The organism is Bradyrhizobium sp. SEMIA (assembly GCF_014844175.1).
Classification (GTDB): Bacteria; Pseudomonadota; Alphaproteobacteria; order Rhizobiales; family Xanthobacteraceae; genus Bradyrhizobium; species Bradyrhizobium arachidis.
Map to the genome: position 1 here is coordinate 1,333,140 of NZ_CP046601.1, position 14,913 is coordinate 1,348,052.

Below are 14,913 nucleotides of genomic sequence, written 5' to 3' on the forward strand. Positions count from 1 at the left end.
CCCGAATCCTCTCCTGCTCCGAAATGAGTTATATGTCGGGCGAATGACGGGATGCTGCCAATGACTGTCTTGGAAACGCCAATCTTGGAAACGCCAATCCTCCGGGAGGTCCAGGGCAACCACCGCTCGACCGCGGGCGTGCACCTGGTCGCGCGCGACTACCCCAAGGGCATGCGCATCGATCCGCACCTGCACCGCGAGGCGCAGCTGATCTATGCGGCACGCGGCACCATGCAGGTGACGACGCCAGGGGGGCGCTGGCTGGTGCCGCCGGACCGCGCGGTGTGGGTGCCGGCGGGGCTCGAGCACGCCATCGACCTGCTCGCCGACATCGAGATGCGCACGCTGTATTTCGACCTTGCCTGGCTGAAGCGCGAAAAGCGCTATGCGGGACTGACCAGGGAATTCGTGGTGCGGGTCTCGCCGCTGCTCAACCAGGCGATCCTCGCGCTGTTCGACGCGCGCAACACCGAGGAGCGCACCGGGCTGCTCGTCCGCCTCGTCATGCTGGAATTGCACCAGGCCGAGGATTCCGCGACCTTCGTGCCGCTGCCGCACGAGCCGCGCTGCCGCCGCGCCGCGATGATCGTGCTCGACGACCCCACCGGCCTGCACGACATCGACACGCTGGCGCGCGAGGTCGGAACCTCCGCACGGACGCTGTCGCGGCTGTTTTCGAGCGAGACGCAGCTGAGCTTCAAGAGCTGGTGCCAGCGCGCCAGGATTGCGGCCGCGATCCAGCGGATATCGATGGATGCAAGCGTATCGGTGAAGCAGCTCGCGACCCAGCTCGGCTATGCCAGCGTGCCGGCATTCTCGGCGGCGTTCCGCCAGGTGACCGGGCGGACGCCGACGGAGTTTGCGGGGAAGTAGGGCAGCGCCACCCCCGTCATTGCGCGCAGAACTCGTAGGGTGGGCAAAGCGAAGCGTGCCCACCGACTCTCGCGGCCATCGAAAGGTGGTGGGCACGGCGCAAGTGCGCCTTTGCCCACCCTAGGGGAGCGGTTGAGCCGATAGACCGCGGCATACTGTATGCCCCGCCCCCACCCGGCATGCCACCATTCTCCAAACGCACGGCCCGACTAAAGATGCCGCACTCCCCTGCTTGATTGTGATCGGCTTCCGACTAAATCCCGTGTAAGCTTCCGCATCGCACAAACCTGACACGAAAGCCCAGATGGCCAACGCCTTCTTCTCCGATCTGCTCGCCACCATCTCCGAGCGTGGCCGTACGCTGCTGCTGCGCGGGGATTCCGCCGATACGAAACGGGATGCCGACGGGCTCATCGAGCTCTGCGGCGCGCTGCTGTCGGGCCGGGGCGAGGCCTCGGGCACCGCCATGGCGCGCGAGGTGCTCGACATCTATGGCGAGCTGGATGCGGCAGAGCGCCGCTCCTTCTTCGAAGGGCTGGTACGCGATTTCGGCCCGGACCGGGAACGTCTGGCAAAAGCGATCGAGAAATGGCGCGCCAAGCCGACCGACGAGGACGCAAGCAGCCTGCATTTCGCCTCCGAGCCGCGGCGGCAGGAGCTGATCCGCCGCCTCAACCGCGCGCCTGGTGGTACCGGCGATCTCGTCGCCATGCGGGCCGATCTGCTCGGCATGATGAACGGCCACACCGATCTCGCCGCGCTCGATCGCGACGTCTCGCATCTTCTCTCTTCGTGGTTCAACAGGGGGTTTCTCGTGCTGCGCAGGATTGACTGGTCGACCCCGGCCAACATCCTCGAAAAGATCATCCGTTACGAAGCCGTGCACGAGATCTCCGACTGGGACGATCTGCGCCGCCGCATCGATCCGGTCGACCGCCGCTGCTACGCCTTCTTCCATCCCGCAATGGTCGACGAGCCCTTGATCTTCGTCGAGGTGGCGCTGACCGAGACGATCCCGGGCGCGATTCAACCGCTGCTCGCGGTCGACCGCCAGTATTTGCCGATCGACCGCGCGCGCACCGCCGTGTTCTACTCGATCTCCAACACCCAGCGCGGCCTTGGCGGCATCTCGTTCGGCAGCTTCCTGATCAAGCAGGTGGTCGAGGAGCTGCGCCGCGAGACACCGAAGCTCGACACCTTCGTGACGCTGTCGCCGGTGCCGGGCTTCATGCAGTGGATCAAGCAGGACAGGGACCTGCCGCTGTCGGACGAGGACCGCGAGCTCATAAAGCGCCTCGACGATCCCAAATGGTTCGAGAACCCCGAGACGACAGCGCAGCTCCGCGCCTTGATCGAGCCGCTCGCCGCGCATTATTTCCTGAAGGCGCGTACGCCGAAGGGCAAGCTGATCGACTCCGTCGCCCGCTTCCATCTCGGCAACGGCGCCCGGCTCGAACGCATCAACTGGCTCGGCGACCTCTCGCCCAAGGGCGTGCGTGAATCCGCTGGCGTGATGGTCAACTATCTCTACCGCCTCGACGACATCGAGAAGAACCACGAAGCCTACGCCAATGACGGCGAGGTCGTGGCCTCGAGCGCCGTGAAGAAGCTGCTGAAGGGTGAGGGGCGCAGGTTGCTGGATATGCGGCTATCGTAAAGGTACGCCGTAACTACGACCTCGATGTCATCGCCCGCCTTGAGCGCAATTGCGCACGAGGCGGGGCATGACAGCGGAGGGTGTGGCGCAGCCCAAGGACAGCTACTGGACATACGGCGGTCTTAGGCGCTATCCGTTTCATCGGATTCCTGCACCAAAGACGGGACACCATGAAACGACGCGACTTTCTGAGGCTCACGGCGGCAGCCACCACCGGCCTCGCCCTCACCCCTGCACGCAGCTTCGCGGAGGGCCCGGCTTCAGGGCCGGAGATGACCGCGCTGTGCGACTACATGAGCGCCGCCAAGACCCGCGCGCTTCCGCCCGACGTCACCGAGCACGCAAAGCACCACATCCTCGACACGCTGGCGTCGATGATATCGGGATCGGAGCTGCCGCCCGGCCAGGCCGCGCAGCGTTACGTCAGCGCCAATGCCGCGCAGGGGGCCTCGACGGTTGCCGGCACGGCGCTCACGGCATCGCCGGTCGAGGCCGCGCTCGCCAACGGCGTCATGGCGCATGCCGACGAGACCGACGATTCCCACAGCCCCTCGCGCTCGCACCCCGGCAGCTCGGTCATTCCCGCGGCGCTTGCGCTCGGCGAAGGTCTCGGCATTGATGGTGCGCATTTCCTGCGCGCAGTGACGCTCGGCTATGACGTCGGCACACGCGTGGTGATGGCGATGGGCGGCGCCGATTTCAGCTATGAAAGCGTGCTGAGCACGCACAGCATTTCCGGCACGTTCTGCGCCTCCGCGTCAGCCGCCTGTGTTGCCGGCTTCGACGCGCGCCGGATGCGCTGGGTGCTCGACTATGCCGCGCAGCAATCCTCCGGCTTCATCGTGTGGCGGCGCGACGTCGATCACATCGAGAAGGGTTTTGTGTTCGCCGGCATGCCGGCCCGCAACGGCGTCACCGCGGCGCTTCTCGTCCGGTCGGACTGGAACGGCGTCGACGACGTGTTCTCGGGCCCGGACAATTACTTCCTCGCCTATGCGCCAAAGGCCGCGACCGCGAAGCTCGTTGAAAAACTCGGCGAGCGCTACGAGATCGCTGGCACCGACATCAAGAAATGGACCGTGGGATCGCCGATCCAGGGGCCGCTCGATGCGATCTTTGCGATCCGCAGCAAGCAGGCGTTCGAAGCCGATCAGGTCAAGCGCGTGACGGTGCGGCTTGCGCCCTCGGTTGCCGAGGTCGTGGACAACCGCGACATCCCCGACATCTGCCTCCAGCACATGGTCGCCGTGATGCTGCTCGACAAGACCGCCTCGTTCCACGCCGCGCACGACAAGCCGCGCATGCAGGATGCCGCGGTGCTGAAAGAGCGCGCCAAGGTGACCCTGGTGCGCGACGAGGAGCTGGCAAAGCTGCTGCCGGTGCGCGTCGCCATCGTCGAGATCGAGCTCACTGATGGCAGCCGCCTCTCCGAGCGCGTCACCGCCGTGCGCGGCACCCCGCGCAACCCGATGACGCGCGAAGAGGTCATCGACAAGGCGCGCGACCTCATCGCGCCGGTGGTGGGGGCGGAGAAGGCGAAGCGGCTGATCAAGTCAGTGTATGAGATCGAGGCGGTGACGGACATAAGGAGCTTGCGGCCGTTGCTGCAGCGGGGGTGAGCTAGAATCTCGGTCGCCCGGCTTGACCGGGCGATCCAGTATCCCGGAGGCCGGCAATTGGCGAGATTTTTGATCCCAGCGCGCTGGCCACACACTCTGTCCTCGTCCCGGACAAGCCTGGCGAAGCGAATATCCGGAACCCATAGCCACAGGAAGATGGGGACTCGGAGCCACCGTCCGATGGATCGGCGCGGCGCGCCGATCCACAAGCTTTCACCCCGACGCTATGCAAAGATGAAGTTCTGAGCGATGAGCGTGATCTGGCTATGGACGACGACTTCGTTGTCCGGGCTGAACGTGATCGTGCTTTCGTGAGTCGTGGGATCGAAAGCCGAGATGCTGAGTTCACTGAAGTCCTGGATGCCCAGCGCCGTAACGTCGATTCGATCAATCCCCCAGTTTGATCCGGCGACGCCTTGAATGCCCTGGCCGAAATCCTCGATCATGTCGTGACCGTTACTCGCGGCAAAGACAAACGTGTCGTTGCCGCCTCTGGCATTGTCGAGCATGGACTGTGCATCGCCCCACATGGCATCGTTGCCAGTGCCGCTGACGAGCGTATCGTTCCCGCCGCGACTATTGCCTGACATGCGGGCGGCGTCGCCGACGAGAATGGTTTCGAATATGCCTGCAGGGGGCGGGCCGGGATCATCGCCCGCGGTCAAGATGTCGTTTCCACCACGGACGTTATCCGTCATGGCAGCTGCATCGCCAACGGCCTGCGCCTGGGTGTTTCCGCGGGGATCATAGAACACCTGGCCGCCAACGTAAGTATCGTCGCCGCCAACGGCGTGGCCGCTCATGGTGCCTCCGGCGTCACCGTAGAAGAGATATGAGTTGTTGGCTCCGGGCGAAATTGTGAAGGTATCGTTGCCACCATGTGCGTGGTCGGACATGTTTCCGCCGGCGTCGCCATAGAACGTGCCCGCCGCAAGGCCAAAGACGCTAGCAGTACTGAAGTCGTTGAAGGTGTCGTCGCCGCCCCTGGCAAAGCCGGACATGCTTCCGCCGGCGTCGCCGTAGAAAGTGTTGATCGGACCGATGCCGGTCGAGATGAAGGTATCGTTGCCACCGGAGGCGTGGCCGGACATGTCGACGCCGGCGTCGCCATAGAAGAAATTGGGGCTCGAAAAATCGGTGAGTGTGGACGCGGTGAAGGTGTCATTGCCACCAGCTGCATGGCCGAACATGCTGCCGCCCGCGTCGCCGTAGAAATAATTGGGCTCGTTGAAATCGGCGCCTGTGCTTGCGGCGAAGCTATCGTTGCCGCCTGAGGCATGGCCTGACATGTCGCCGCCGGCGTCGCCATAGAAATAGTTGGAGCTCTCGAAATTGTTGGCGGCGAAGTTGTCGTTGCCGCCATGGGCATGACCGGACATGCTTCCGCCAGCGTCGCCATAGACGCGCATGACGAAGTACCATCCGTCGGCGGTCAATGTATCATTGCCGCCAACCGTATGACCGGACATATCGCCGCCGGCGTCCCCATAGGCACTGACAACAGCGACCGTGGCCTGGCCGCCAGTATACGGGGCGGTGACCTGGACGTTGAAAGTGTCGTCCCCGCCGGTCGCGTGATCCGAGCTATTTGCGCCGGCATCGCCGAACATGGCGACGGTCACGGGGCTGGCAGGCAGAACATCGAACGTCAGCTGTGCCGTAAGCGTGTCGTTGCCGCCCCTGGCGTGGTCTGCGATGTCGCCGCCGGCATCCCCGTACAAGCTGCCGGCTCCAAATAGCGTCAACGTATCGATTCCGCCCATGGCATGGTCGAGCAGGTTCATGCGGGCGTCGCCGTACAGCAAATCAGTGGAGTTCGTCCCGCCAGTGAGCGTGTCGTTTCCGCCGGTGGAATGGTCGAGAAGGCTTCCGCCGGCATCGCCATAAAGAATATTGGTCGTATTCGAGGCGCCGGTTAAAATATCATCGGTGCCGATTTGGTGGTTGATCAGATCGCCGGCAGTAATGGGAACCCGTTTGGCCATAATCGCCTCCCTCTGAATGCAGAGACGAACATCGGCAGAACCGACCTCCTCTGCGAGTTGCGCTTGATTGTCCCCGCTTCAAGCGAATTTCACATGACACCGCTGTTACAACAGCGATATCATTCACAACTTCAAATTGTTCAGAGGATTCGGCCAAAAGTTGGATCGATCAGAATCGATCCATCAAAATCAGACGCGCCATCGCGAAACGGAATCCGCTTCGCCGAAGAGAGCTACTCCGCCAGCGCCTTCATTTCCTTGTACAGATCGGACTTGCCTTCGAAGCCGATGCCGGGAAGATCCGGCATGGTGATGTGGCCGTTCTCGACGCGGACGCCGTCGGGGAAGCCGCCATAGGGCTGGAACAGGTCGGGATAGCTCTCGTTGCCGCCGAGACCCAAGCCTGCTGCGATGTTGAGCGACATCTGGTGGCCGCCGTGCGGGATGCAGCGGCTCGGTGACCAGCCGTAGGTTTTTAGCACCTCCAGCGTGCGCTGGTATTCGCACAGGCCATAGGACAGCGCGCAGTCGAATTGCAGCCAGTCGCGGTCGGGGCGCATGCCGCCGTAGCGGATCAGATTGCGGGCGTCCTGGTGGCTGAAGAGATTCTCGCCTGTCGCCATCGGGCCGGGATAGAATTCGGCGAGTGCGGCCTGCAGCGCGTAGTCGAGGGGATCGCCGACCTCTTCGTACCAGAACAACGGGTAATCGCGCAGCATCTTGGCATAGGCGATGCCGGTCTCGAGATTGAAGCGGCCGTTGGCATCGACCGCGAGCTGCGCGTCCTTGCCGATCTCCTTCAGCACCGCCTCGATGCGGGTGCGGTCTTCCTCGATCGGCGTGCCGCCGATCTTCATCTTCACGACGTTGTAGCCGCGGTCGAGATAGCCGCGCATCTCGCCGCGCAGCATCGAGAGATCCTTCCCCGGATAGTAATAGCCGCCGGCGGCGTAGACGAAGACGCGTGGATTGGCCGTGACGCCGTGACGCTCGGCGAGCAAACGAAACAGCGGCTTGCCCGCGATCTTCGCCACCGCATCCCACACCGCCATGTCGATGGTGCCGACCGCGACCGAGCGCTCGCCATGACCGCCCGGCTTCTCGTTGGTCATCATCGCACCCCAGACCTTGTCGGGGTCGAGATTGTCGCCGGCCGCGTTCAGCAGCGACTTCGGATCGGCCTCCAGGATGCGCGATGCAAAACGCTCGCGGATCAGACCGCCCTGCCCGTAGCGGCCGTTGGAGTTGAAGCCGTAGCCGACGACGCGCTTGCCGTCACGCACCACGTCCGTGACGACGGCGACGAGGCTCGTCGTCATCTTGGTGAAGTCGATATAGGCGTTGCGGATCGGGGAGGAGATCGGTTTGGTGATCTCGCGGACGTCGACGATGCGGACAGACATGGGTGTGGCTTTCGATTTATTGTCGCGTCATTCCGGGGCGATGCGCAGCATCGAACCCGGAATCTCGAGATTCCGGGTTCTCGCTTCGCGAGCCCCGGAATGACGGCTTCGCCGTCATTTCTTATCCCTGAAATACGGCTCCACGGGCCCATGCACCTTGATGGTCAGCGGGTTGCCGTAGCGGTCCTTGGCGTTGCCGGCGGTGACGCGGACCCAGCCTTCGCTGATGCAGTACTCCTCGACATTGGTCTTCTCGATGCCCTTGAAGCGGATGCCGACGTCGCGCGCCAGAATGTCCGCGTTGTAATAGGGGCTGTTCGGATCGACCGACAGGCGGTCGGGAAATTCGTCGCTCATGATTGTCTCGCTCACAACAGTGTTTCGATTTGATTGCGCAGCCCTTCAGGCCGCGCGGTCGGCGCATAGCGCGCGATCACCTTGCCGGCACGGTCCACCAGGAATTTGGTGAAATTCCATTTGATGGAGGCCCCTAACAGGCCGGATTGCTGGCGTTTCAGGTACTCGTACAGCGGATGCGCCTTCGGCCCGTTGACGTCGATCTTCTCGAACAGCGGAAAGGTGACGTCGTAGTTGGTCGAGCAGAACGCCTGGATCTCGCTCGCCTGCCCCGGCTCCTGCGCGCCGAACTGGTTGCAGGGAAAGCCGAGCACGGAGAAGCCGCGCGGGGAGAGATCGCGGTAGAGATCCTCAAGCCCGCGATATTGCGGCGTGAAACCGCATTTGCTCGCGGTGTTGACGATCAGCAGCACCTGGCCCTCGAAGCGGCGCAGGGCGACCTCCTCGCCGGCGAGCGAATTGGCCTTGAAGTCGTAGATCACTGACATCGCTAACCCACGGGGTCGATCGGCGACGGCGGTACGCCGCCCGCCTCGATCGCTTCGCCCGCGAGAAGACAAAGATCCTCGCGATAGCGGCCGGAGACGATGTGCACGCCGACCGGCGCCTTGCCGACGAGGCCGGTGGAAACCACGAGCCCCGGCAATCCCATGAACGGAATCGCGATCTGCGGCAGCTGCGCTTCCCAGACCCGCTTGAAGGAGGCGTCGTCCTTGCGGTCGAGATGATCGGGGAATGGCAGCTCGCCCGAGACCGGCGTCAGCAGCACGGCGTACTTTTCGAAGAACAGCATCCAGTCGCGCGTCAGCGTGGCTCTCCGGGTCAGCGCCTTGGCGTAATTGGCCTGGTCCATCGGCGTGACCCTGGCGCGGTTGCCGTTGAGGCACGCCAGCGCGCCGGGATCGCCCTCACGCTCGGCCATCTCCAGCTGCGCCTCATAGCCGTCGCCGAGCCAGAGTTTGATTTGCCACTCGACCGCCTCACGCATCGGCGGGGTGTCCTCGATCACGTCCACGGTCCAGCCGGCACGCTCCAGCCGCTTGCCGGCATCGCTCACCGCCGCCTTCACCTCCGGCGTGGTCGCAAGGCCGTTCGGGTTGAGGCAGAGCGCGGCGCGCTTGGCCTTTGCGGGGCCTTCCAGCGGCACTGGCACGAACCAGGGATCGCGGATGTCGCGGGCCGACATCGCTGCGAGCGAGATGCGCAAATCGTTGACGGTGCGCGCCAGTGGGCCCGACACTGCCATGATCTGCGGCCCGATCGGGCGCTCCGGCAGTGCCGGGTTGAAGGCGGGGATGCGGCCCAAGGTCGGGCGCAGGCCGTGCACGCCGCAGGCATAGGCGGGATAGCGGATCGAGCCGGCGATGTCGGTGCCGTGGGCGATATGGCCGATGCCGGCCGCGACCGCCGAGCCGGCGCCGCCGGAGGAGCCGCCCGGCGTCAGCGAGGCATCGCGGGGGTTCTTGGTGTCGCCATGGACGAGGTTGGTGGTGAACCAGCGGTAGGAGAACGCCGGGCAGTTGGTCCGGCCGAGCAGGATGGCGCCGGATTTGCGGAAATTGGCGACCACCGGATTGTCCTCGCGCGCAATCAGGTCGCGCTGGAGTTTGAGGCCGTTGGTGGTGGCAAAGCCTTCCTGGTCGACATTGGCCTTGATGGTCACAGGCACTCCGGCGAGCACGCCGGGGTCCTCGCCACGGGCGATGGCGGCATCGACGGCATCAGCCTGCTTGAGCACGTCCTCGGGCCGGTGGTCGATCACGGCGTTGAGCCGGGGATTGACCGCGTCCAGCCGGTCGAGACCGGCCTTGGCCGCCTCCTTGGCGGATACCTTCTTGGACCTGACGAGGGCGGCGAGGTCGGCGGCCGACAGGCGCCAGAGATCTTGCATGGTTTGCTCCGTGTAACCGGCGTCTTTTAGCGCCGGGAACGCGGCAAAGCCATGCGGATTTCGCAGGGAGGAAGAGCGGGTTAGTGCCGCGTCGCCGACTGGTCCGGCATGTCCAGCAGGGCCTCGGTGAAGGGAAACTCCAGCACGATCTCGCCGTCGTCGTCGGTGACCTCGATGACGGCCTCGAGCAGCGCCGGCTGGGCGCCCTCGGACTTCACCACCTCCAGGATCATCTGGCGGGCGACTTCCCAGGCGCGATCGGGGTTGCGCAGGTCCTCTCCGTCAGGATCCACGATCAGTTCGTCGCCGATGCGGGTGTTGAAGAAGTATTTGGGCATCACGAGGTCCACTTGGGTCGCCTGTACCGGATTGAAAGCTGCAGTGCGCTCACAACTGCTTTATCAGGACAGGGTTCACGACCGAATGCGCCAAGCGCAAGGCAGCGCCGCCGGAAGTGATGTTCCATTACCATTTTTCGCGGCGCAACATGCACGTGCTCGGGAAAATTTCACTGGCGAACTTTTGCGCCCGCATTACTTTAACCCACGGGCGGACACGTCCGAATTCGCGAAATGGAGAGCCAAAATGGCCTGGAAAGCCCCGAAGATCGTCGAAGTGCCCTGCGGCATGGAAATCAACATGTATGTGAGCGCCACCCGCAAGTAAGCGGTTGGTGCATTTGCGTTCCGCGCAGGTGGATCTTTCGGTCACGATCGGTTTCCGAATGACGGAAACCGTGTCGGCCTGAGATCCACTTCGCGAATTTGTCCCAGGAGACGGATCATGCTTCGCGTCGTCGTCCTGGGCGCCGGGGCCGGCGGCGGAGTCCCGCAATGGAATTGCGGCTGCGAGGGCTGCCGGGCCGCCCGCGCGCACGGGCATGACCTCCAGAGAACCCAAGCCTCGGTCGCCTTCAGCGGCGATGGCGAGCACTGGTTCCTGATCAACGCCTCGCCCGACCTTCGCCAGCAATTGAATGCCACGCCGCAGCTGCATCCCAAACCAGGCGCGCTGCGCCATACGCCTGTGGCAGGCGTGATCCTGACCAACGGCGAAGTAGACGCGGTGGCCGGCCTGCTGTCGATGCGCGAGGGCTCGCCCTTTACGATCTATGCGCACGAGAAGGTGCTGGCGATCCTTGCGAGCAACAGCATCTTCAACGTGCTGAACGAGAAGAACGTGAAGCGCCAGCCGATCGGAATCGGCGAGCCGTTCGAGCCGCGACTGACCGACGCCGCCCGCTCGGGCCTCGAGGTGCTGCCGTTCGCCGTGCCGGGCAAGTCGGCCTGGTATCTTGAAGGCAAGGCGCATCCCGGCGGCGAGACCGGCGACGGCGATACGCTCGGCCTGAAGATCACCGACAAGTCGACCGGCAAATGTTTCTACTTCATCGCCGCCTGCGCCGAGGTGACCGACGCGCTCAAGGCCGAGATCGACGGCGCTGCGCTGGTGTTCTTCGACGGAACGGTCTGGCAGGACGACGAGATGATCAGGGCCGGGCTCGGCCACAAGACCGGCAAGAGCATGGGCCATGTCGCGATGTCCGGTCACGATGGCGCGATCGCGCGGCTGGCCGATCTCACTATCGACAGGAAGATGTTTCTGCATATCAACAACTCGAATCCGGCGTTGCTGCCCGGCTCAAGCGAGCGCAAGACTGTCGAAGAGGCGGGCTGGCAGATACCCGCCGACGGAACGGAGATCGTGCTGTGAATGCCGTGTCCATGACTGGAATGACCGCGCTCTCGATCGGCAAGGACATCCGCCTCAACTCGGCCGAGGAACTGGAGGCGACGCTGCGCCACATCGGCGCGACGCGCTATCACAGCCTGCATCCGTTCCATAGGCTGCTGCACGGCGGCAAGCTGAACAAGGGCCAGGTGCAGGCCTGGGCGCTGAACCGCTACTATTACCAGAGCACGATCCCGATCAAGGACGCGGTGGTGATCTCGCGCTTCCGCGACCGCGCCACGCGGCTCGAATGGCGTCACCGCATCGAGGACCATGACGGCGATGTCGGCAGCGAGGGCGGCATCGAGCGCTGGCTGAAGCTGACCGAAGGCCTCGGCCTCGATACGGCCTATGTGGAATCCACCGAAGGCATCTTGCCGGCGACGCGCTTTGCGGTGGAGGCTTATGTCCACTACTGCCGCGAGAAGAGCCCGCTGGAGGCGATCGCCTCCTCCCTGACCGAGCTGTTCGCGCCGAACCTGCACGAGGAACGCATCTCCGGCATGCTGGAGCATTACGACTTCGTCAATCCAGATATCATGAGCTACTTCAAGCGCCGCCTGGCGCAGGCGCCGCGCGATGCCGGCTTTGCGCTCGACTATGTCAAGGCGCATGCCACGACGCCGGAGCAGCGCGCTCAGGTCTGCAATGCGCTAATCTTCAAGACCAACGTGCTGTGGGTGCAGCTCGATGCGCTCCAGCATGCCTATGTCGAGGGCCACATACCGCCGGGCGCGTTCGTGCCCAAGGCGAGCTGAGGGACTAGAGTTATGGCCGGGCCGCGAAACATCAGCGTCAGCGAGGCAAGCCGCCCCGTGCTGCCGCGGCATGCCAAGCTGAAATATGACGAGACGCGCAAGGTCTGGGTGATCCTGGCGCCGGAGCGCGTGCTGGCGCCTGACGAGATCGCGGTCGAGGTGCTGCAGCTCTGCAACGGCGAGCGCAATGTCGGCGACGTCGCCGATCAGTTAGCTGAGAAATACGCCGCGCCGCGCGAGGCGATCCTCACCGACGTCATCGCCATGCTCCAGGATCTCGCCGACAAGGGCTTTCTCACCGAAGCCCGGGAGAAGACGTCATGAGCGACGTGCTCGGCAACATCCCGCCCGAGACCAGCGACAGCCTCGCGGTGCTGGAGAAGCAGCGCTCGACGGCTGAGACCTTTGGCATCCCGCTCGCGGTGCTGCTCGAGATCACCCATCGCTGCCCGCTGCAATGCCCCTATTGCTCCAACCCGGTCGAGCTCGATCGCTCCGGCAAGGAGCTGACCACGGACGAGTGGAAGAAGGTGTTGACCGAGCTCGCCGAGATCGGCGTGCTGCAGGTGCATTTCTCCGGCGGAGAGCCGACGGCGCGAAAAGACCTCGTCGAGCTGGTCAAGCACGCCAGCGATGCCGGCCTCTACACCAATCTCATCACCTCGGCCGTGCTGCTGACGCGCGAGAAGCTGGGCGACCTCGCAGATGCCGGGCTCTGCCATGTGCAGATCTCTTTCCAGGGCATCGAGGAAGGCCTCGCCGATCGCGTCGCCGGCTACAAGGGTGGCCACCGCAAGAAGCTCGAGGTCGCGAAGTGGACGCGCGAGCTCGATCTGCCGCTCACCGTCAATGCGGTGATGCATCGCCAGAACCTGCACCAGCTCCCCAACATCATCCAGATGTCGCTCGATCTCGACGCCGACCGGCTCGAGGTCGCCAATGTGCAGTATTACGGCTGGGCGCTGAAGAACCGCGCCGCCTTGATGCCGACCGTCGCGCAGCTCGAGGAGTGCACCCGCCTCGTCGAGGAGGCGCGCGAGCAACACAAAGGCCGGCTGACCATCGACTACGTCGTGCCTGACTATTATGCGTTGCGACCGAAGAAGTGCATGGGCGGCTGGGGCCGGCAGTTCTTCAACATCTCGCCCGCCGGCAAGGTGCTGCCCTGCCATGCTGCCGAGAGCATCACCGGGCTCGACTTCGAATCCGTCCGCTCCAACCATTCGATCGCCTGGATCTGGCAGAACTCCGATGCCTTCAACCGCTATCGCGGCACCGGCTGGATGAAGGAGCCGTGCAAGTCTTGCGAATTCCGCGAGATCGATTTCGGCGGCTGCCGCTGCCAAGCCTTTGCGCTGACCGGCGATGCCGCCAACACCGATCCGGCCTGTGCGCTGTCGCCGCTGCACGAGACCATCTTCAAGCAGGCCGAGCGCGAGGCCGAGGGCGAGACCAACCGCTTCCTCTATCGCAATTTCGCCGGGGGCACTCTGGAATCCGAGAATGGTGCCTGACGCCGACGCGGCCGTATCCGCCAAACGCGCCGATCCCTTTGCCCCGCTGACCTCCGACATGCTCGACGTCGGCGACGGCCACGAGCTCTATGTCGAGAGCGTCGGCCGCCCCGACGGCATCCCCGCGATCTATCTGCATGGCGGCCCCGGCAGCGGCTGCCAGCCCGATCATCGCAAGCTGTTCGATCCCGAACGCTTCTGCGCCGTGCTGTTCGACCAGCGCGGCTGCGGCCGCAGCCGTCCCAAGGGATCGCGCGAGCACAACACCACGGCGCATCTCGTCGCGGATATGGAGAAGATCCGCGAGAAGTTCGGCTTCGAACGCTGGATGCTGGTCGGCGGCTCCTGGGGGGCGACGCTGGCGCTGGCCTATGCAGAGGCGCATCCCGAGCGCGTCTCTGGCATCGCGCTGCGCGCGACGTTCCTCGGCACGCGGGCCGAGGTCGAGACGGCCTTCACCTCGCGCCTGTCGCAATTCTATCCCGCGCTCTCCGAGGATTTTCTGAGCGTGCTGCCGCCCGAGGAGCGCAGCCGTCCGGTAGACGCCTATTGGCGCCGCATCCTCGATGCCGATCCGGCGGTGCATGGGCCGGCGGCGCGGGCCTGGCACGACGCCGAGCGCACACTATCCGAGCACAAGCCGGCCAAGACGCGGCTGGACCTCGCCTCGCTCAACGTCTGGCGCACGCTGCCGGCGACGCCGTTCATGGAAGCGCATTATTTCGTCAACAATTCCTTCATGAGCGAAGACCAGCTGTTGCGCAGCGCCGGAAAGCTCGAAGGCATTCCCGGCATCATCGTCCAGGGACGCTACGACCTGTTGTGCCCGCCCGAGACCTCTCATGCGCTCGCGAAAGTCTGGCCCGGTTCCGAGATTCGGATCGTGGAAGAAGCCGGCCATTCGCTCTATGATGCCGGCGTGAGGGACGCGGTCATGAGGGCGATCGCAGACGTCGCGTCCAAAATCTCGCGCTAGAGATCTAGACCCTCATCCTGAGGAGCGCTCGAAGAGCGCGTCTCGAAGGATGAAGGCCGAGATTAACAGCGGGGGGCCTTTCATGGTTCACCTGGCGATGCGCAGCATCGTCCGGACGCTCACCATGAGGGTCTGCATGGGAAGGACAA

The 14,913-nt window shown here is 64.3% G+C and carries 15 protein-coding genes; 9 read left to right on the forward strand and 6 right to left on the reverse strand.

Annotation, left to right across the window (positions count from 1 at the left end; genetic code table 11):
- Nucleotides 1-51: 51 nt before the first annotated feature.
- The 3 genes from FOM02_RS06380 to FOM02_RS06390 all read left to right on the forward strand — a co-directional run bounded on the left by FOM02_RS06380 (nt 52) and on the right by FOM02_RS06390 (nt 4,149).
- Nucleotides 52-873 carry an AraC family transcriptional regulator gene (locus FOM02_RS06380; protein ID WP_027560763.1) on the forward strand — a complete coding sequence of 274 codons (822 nt, stop codon included), beginning with the start codon at nt 52-54 and terminating at the stop codon, nt 871-873.
- Nucleotides 874-1,177: 304 nt separating this feature from the next.
- Nucleotides 1,178-2,530 (forward strand): malonyl-CoA decarboxylase, encoded by a 1,353-nt coding sequence (locus FOM02_RS06385; protein WP_027560764.1) that lies wholly within the window; start codon nt 1,178-1,180, stop codon nt 2,528-2,530.
- Between the two features lie 170 nt (nt 2,531-2,700).
- Nucleotides 2,701-4,149 (forward strand): MmgE/PrpD family protein, encoded by a 1,449-nt coding sequence (locus tag FOM02_RS06390; protein ID WP_027560765.1) that lies wholly within the window; start codon nt 2,701-2,703, stop codon nt 4,147-4,149.
- Between the two features lie 224 nt (nt 4,150-4,373).
- Here FOM02_RS06390 and FOM02_RS06395 read toward each other — a convergent pair whose 3' ends face one another.
- The 6 genes from FOM02_RS06395 to FOM02_RS06420 form a co-directional block, all read right to left on the reverse strand.
- Nucleotides 4,374-6,134 carry a hypothetical protein gene (locus FOM02_RS06395; RefSeq protein WP_035729286.1) on the reverse strand — a complete coding sequence of 587 codons (1,761 nt, stop codon included), beginning with the start codon at nt 6,132-6,134 and terminating at the stop codon, nt 4,374-4,376.
- 233 nt (nt 6,135-6,367) lie between these two features.
- Nucleotides 6,368-7,537: a D(-)-tartrate dehydratase gene (gene tarD / locus FOM02_RS06400; RefSeq protein WP_027560767.1), complete on the reverse strand. Its 1,170-nt coding sequence runs from the start codon at nt 7,535-7,537 to the stop codon at nt 6,368-6,370.
- A gap of 114 nt (nt 7,538-7,651) precedes the next feature.
- Nucleotides 7,652-7,894 carry a DUF3297 family protein gene (locus tag FOM02_RS06405; protein ID WP_035730878.1) on the reverse strand — a complete coding sequence of 81 codons (243 nt, stop codon included), beginning with the start codon at nt 7,892-7,894 and terminating at the stop codon, nt 7,652-7,654.
- A gap of 11 nt (nt 7,895-7,905) precedes the next feature.
- Nucleotides 7,906-8,382, reverse strand: coding sequence for a glutathione peroxidase (locus FOM02_RS06410; RefSeq protein WP_027560768.1), 477 nt, complete (start codon nt 8,380-8,382; stop codon nt 7,906-7,908).
- A gap of 2 nt (nt 8,383-8,384) precedes the next feature.
- A complete protein-coding gene (locus FOM02_RS06415) occupies nt 8,385-9,785 on the reverse strand; it encodes an amidase family protein (RefSeq protein WP_027560769.1) in 1,401 nt (466 codons plus the stop codon).
- Between the two features lie 80 nt (nt 9,786-9,865).
- Nucleotides 9,866-10,123, reverse strand: coding sequence for a DUF6894 family protein (locus FOM02_RS06420; RefSeq protein WP_027560770.1), 258 nt, complete (start codon nt 10,121-10,123; stop codon nt 9,866-9,868).
- 247 nt (nt 10,124-10,370) lie between these two features.
- On the opposite strand from FOM02_RS06420, the gene pqqA reads away from it, so the two are divergent.
- The 6 genes from pqqA (at nt 10,371) to pip (ending at nt 14,764) form a co-directional block, all read left to right on the forward strand.
- A complete protein-coding gene (pqqA, locus tag FOM02_RS06425) occupies nt 10,371-10,451 on the forward strand; it encodes a pyrroloquinoline quinone precursor peptide PqqA (protein WP_007595659.1) in 81 nt (26 codons plus the stop codon).
- A 117-nt stretch (nt 10,452-10,568) separates the two neighbouring features.
- On the forward strand, nt 10,569-11,498 hold the full coding sequence (pqqB, locus tag FOM02_RS06430) for a pyrroloquinoline quinone biosynthesis protein PqqB (RefSeq protein WP_027560771.1): 930 nt from the start codon (nt 10,569-10,571) through the stop codon (nt 11,496-11,498).
- The gene (gene pqqC, locus FOM02_RS06435) at nt 11,495-12,274 is read left to right on the forward strand and encodes a pyrroloquinoline-quinone synthase PqqC (RefSeq protein ID WP_027560772.1); all 780 of its coding nucleotides are present in this window, start codon (nt 11,495-11,497) and stop codon (nt 12,272-12,274) included. Before pqqB ends, pqqC begins: the two co-directional genes overlap by 4 nt.
- Before the next feature lie 12 nt (nt 12,275-12,286).
- Nucleotides 12,287-12,598 (forward strand): pyrroloquinoline quinone biosynthesis peptide chaperone PqqD, encoded by a 312-nt coding sequence (gene pqqD, locus FOM02_RS06440; RefSeq protein WP_027560773.1) that lies wholly within the window; start codon nt 12,287-12,289, stop codon nt 12,596-12,598.
- Complete coding sequence (pqqE, locus tag FOM02_RS06445; protein WP_027560774.1) at nt 12,595-13,788, forward strand: pyrroloquinoline quinone biosynthesis protein PqqE; 1,194 nt, start codon at nt 12,595-12,597, stop codon at nt 13,786-13,788. Before pqqD ends, pqqE begins: the two co-directional genes overlap by 4 nt.
- The gene (gene pip, locus FOM02_RS06450; protein ID WP_027560775.1) at nt 13,778-14,764 is read left to right on the forward strand and encodes a prolyl aminopeptidase; all 987 of its coding nucleotides are present in this window, start codon (nt 13,778-13,780) and stop codon (nt 14,762-14,764) included. Before pqqE ends, pip begins: the two co-directional genes overlap by 11 nt.
- Nucleotides 14,765-14,913 lie beyond the last annotated feature (149 nt).

Excerpts from the sequence above, each read along its gene's own strand:
- FOM02_RS06380 (WP_027560763.1), top strand. The coding sequence starts at position 52 with ATGCTGCCAATGACTGTCTTGGAAACGCCAATCTTGGAAACGCCAATC.
- FOM02_RS06385 (WP_027560764.1), top strand. The coding sequence starts at position 1,178 with ATGGCCAACGCCTTCTTCTCCGATCTGCTCGCCACCATCTCCGAGCGT.
- FOM02_RS06390 (WP_027560765.1), top strand. The coding sequence starts at position 2,701 with ATGAAACGACGCGACTTTCTGAGGCTCACGGCGGCAGCCACCACCGGC.
- FOM02_RS06395 (WP_035729286.1), bottom strand. The coding sequence starts at position 6,134 with ATGGCCAAACGGGTTCCCATTACTGCCGGCGATCTGATCAACCACCAA.
- tarD (WP_027560767.1), bottom strand. The coding sequence starts at position 7,537 with ATGTCTGTCCGCATCGTCGACGTCCGCGAGATCACCAAACCGATCTCC.
- FOM02_RS06405 (WP_035730878.1), bottom strand. The coding sequence starts at position 7,894 with ATGAGCGACGAATTTCCCGACCGCCTGTCGGTCGATCCGAACAGCCCC.
- FOM02_RS06410 (WP_027560768.1), bottom strand. The coding sequence starts at position 8,382 with ATGTCAGTGATCTACGACTTCAAGGCCAATTCGCTCGCCGGCGAGGAG.
- FOM02_RS06415 (WP_027560769.1), bottom strand. The coding sequence starts at position 9,785 with ATGCAAGATCTCTGGCGCCTGTCGGCCGCCGACCTCGCCGCCCTCGTC.
- FOM02_RS06420 (WP_027560770.1), bottom strand. The coding sequence starts at position 10,123 with ATGCCCAAATACTTCTTCAACACCCGCATCGGCGACGAACTGATCGTG.
- pqqA (WP_007595659.1), top strand. The coding sequence starts at position 10,371 with ATGGCCTGGAAAGCCCCGAAGATCGTCGAAGTGCCCTGCGGCATGGAA.
- pqqB (WP_027560771.1), top strand. The coding sequence starts at position 10,569 with ATGCTTCGCGTCGTCGTCCTGGGCGCCGGGGCCGGCGGCGGAGTCCCG.
- pqqD (WP_027560773.1), top strand. The coding sequence starts at position 12,287 with ATGGCCGGGCCGCGAAACATCAGCGTCAGCGAGGCAAGCCGCCCCGTG.
- pqqE (WP_027560774.1), top strand. The coding sequence starts at position 12,595 with ATGAGCGACGTGCTCGGCAACATCCCGCCCGAGACCAGCGACAGCCTC.
- pip (WP_027560775.1), top strand. The coding sequence starts at position 13,778 with ATGGTGCCTGACGCCGACGCGGCCGTATCCGCCAAACGCGCCGATCCC.